This is a genomic window from Microbulbifer okhotskensis (assembly GCF_023895975.1).
GTDB lineage: Bacteria > Pseudomonadota > Gammaproteobacteria > Pseudomonadales > Cellvibrionaceae > Microbulbifer > Microbulbifer okhotskensis.
This window is the reverse complement of the sequence record NZ_JALBWM010000268.1, coordinates 1-1,742: the sequence shown is the minus strand read 5'-3', so window position 1 is coordinate 1,742 and position 1,742 is coordinate 1. Positions and strand designations below refer to the sequence as shown.

Annotated in this window: 4 protein-coding genes; all 4 read right to left on the bottom strand. The window is 45.4% G+C overall.

Going from position 1 to position 1,742, the window contains the following annotated elements:
• Positions 1-19: 19 nt before the first annotated feature.
• On the bottom strand, positions 20-211 hold the full coding sequence (locus tag MO867_RS21945; protein WP_252473131.1) for a S24 family peptidase: 192 nt from the start codon (positions 209-211) through the stop codon (positions 20-22).
• A gap of 379 nt (positions 212-590) precedes the next feature.
• A complete protein-coding gene (locus MO867_RS21940; protein ID WP_252473128.1) occupies positions 591-1,043 on the bottom strand; it encodes an Imm26 family immunity protein in 453 nt (150 codons plus the stop codon).
• Positions 1,044-1,081: 38 nt separating this feature from the next.
• Positions 1,082-1,213: an IS4 family transposase gene (locus MO867_RS21935; RefSeq protein WP_252473125.1), complete on the bottom strand. Its 132-nt coding sequence runs from the start codon at positions 1,211-1,213 to the stop codon at positions 1,082-1,084.
• Between the two features lie 289 nt (positions 1,214-1,502).
• Positions 1,503-1,742 (bottom strand): DUF6444 domain-containing protein (locus MO867_RS21930; protein WP_252473122.1); only part of this gene is annotated, 240 nt, incomplete at its 5' end.

Sequence of the window (1,742 nt, the reverse complement as noted above, 5' to 3'; positions counted from 1 at the left end):
CGACCAGAGCGCTGCTTGATCAGGCCTGTTGAACACCAGAATTGACAATAACTCTACCTACCATTAGCTGACAGTAGTCGCTCCCGCTAAGGTCCAGGATCTTACAAGTGAGCTGGCCATCCAAGGCGCCCACAACTACACCACCGCTCACGGGTGTCATGGAGCGATCGACAATGAGAATGTCGCGGTCAAAGATGCCTACCCTTTGCATCGAGTCGCCATTGGCACGGGGCCGGCCGGGTGATTGGTGATTAGTTGCTCATCGAGGCTGAGGGGCTGCTCTTTGTGGTCCTCTGCTGGGGGGGAAAGCCGCAGCAGTAGAGTGGGGATAGATTCATGTGCTTTAGTGAAGTATTGTATGTACTCACAGTTCATTACAGCCAACCTAGCGAAGGTAAGTAACCTGTGCGCTCAGAGCGCACAGCTTTAAACTCAGGTTTACACCCTACTCCCTCTTCCTTTTCGCTCCCCGAATGATGTTGCACACCTCCTCACCTATCAGCTGTAAATCTATCTCCTTGGCGGCCGTATCTGTGGAGGCCGATAGGGAGATCAGGCACCATGAAGTGGCGCCGTTTTGCCAGTGCTTGTTATGAGTTTTCAACAAAATGTTTATCCGCTAACAAGCTAATTACATTTAAACCATATATAGTCCGACGACTATATTTTTTGTAGTCCTCTACAGGTAGTTTCCCCATATTTTCAAAGCCATTTAATAGGTAACCAGCCTCAAATTGTAAAAGTGGTTTTAAATCATCTTCATCAAGTGACTTGTAACCAACAACCTTGCCTTCGATGTGACCAATTGAGTTAATATGCATAACGCCCTGCTCAATAATTTTACATTGATGGATATCTTCGTTTGTGGGATGTTTTTCTCCCGACCATTCATGCAAACCAACTAGAATACGTTTAGTTTTCCTGCCACTTTTCTTTTCAATTAAAAGTAAACGGCCACAGGCAAAGTTTCCATTGCTTAAAGGAATATAAAAGAAATCGCCATCTTGGATTTGAGATGCCTTTGTCGGAACAAATGGATACATAATTTTACTCCTAACGCCGCGCCTGTGTTTTATACACATTATTTAAGCCCATTTAGAGCTTCCGCAGCCTCAATATGGTGGATCAGCTTGGTGTATCCCTGCCAAACGGTTTTAACCCCTAGCTCACTATCCCCTTTGCGCCCCAGAAAACCTCCTAGATCTGTCAGCATGCGGGTTATCTCGCATCATCCATATAATTCGCCACTCTTTTTCAGAATAGGCATTCGTACACAGGGTATCAGGATGCCTTCTTGCGCATGTAGTCATCGAATGTAGTCATCATCCAATAGTCATATAGATCGCAAGACAATTCAACATTCTCCGATCAGTTCTGAAGCGATTCCTTTCTATCTGACACCCGCTTTTCACTACTCGAAAATAGGTTTCAATTTCCCACTGGGTTCTTTTACCTACTCAAGGTTTTTACCCGAATGTCCGGGCTGACCACCACGAGATCTACTATTTTTTTGATCGCAACCTTTTCTTTCGGTTGAGATCGCTAGCAGGCGGTTTACTGCTATTGAGACTATTTAACCCTAGACGATCCGAAAGCATCTTGACAACCATCATCAACATATTGAGAGATGCTTTCAGCGCGGGGGAAGCGCTGGTATTTTTCACCGGTAATTCTTCTGCTTCCTTTACAGCAATACTTCGGACAGTTTTAGGGGGCGAAATAGGTAGGAACCACGGCCAGAT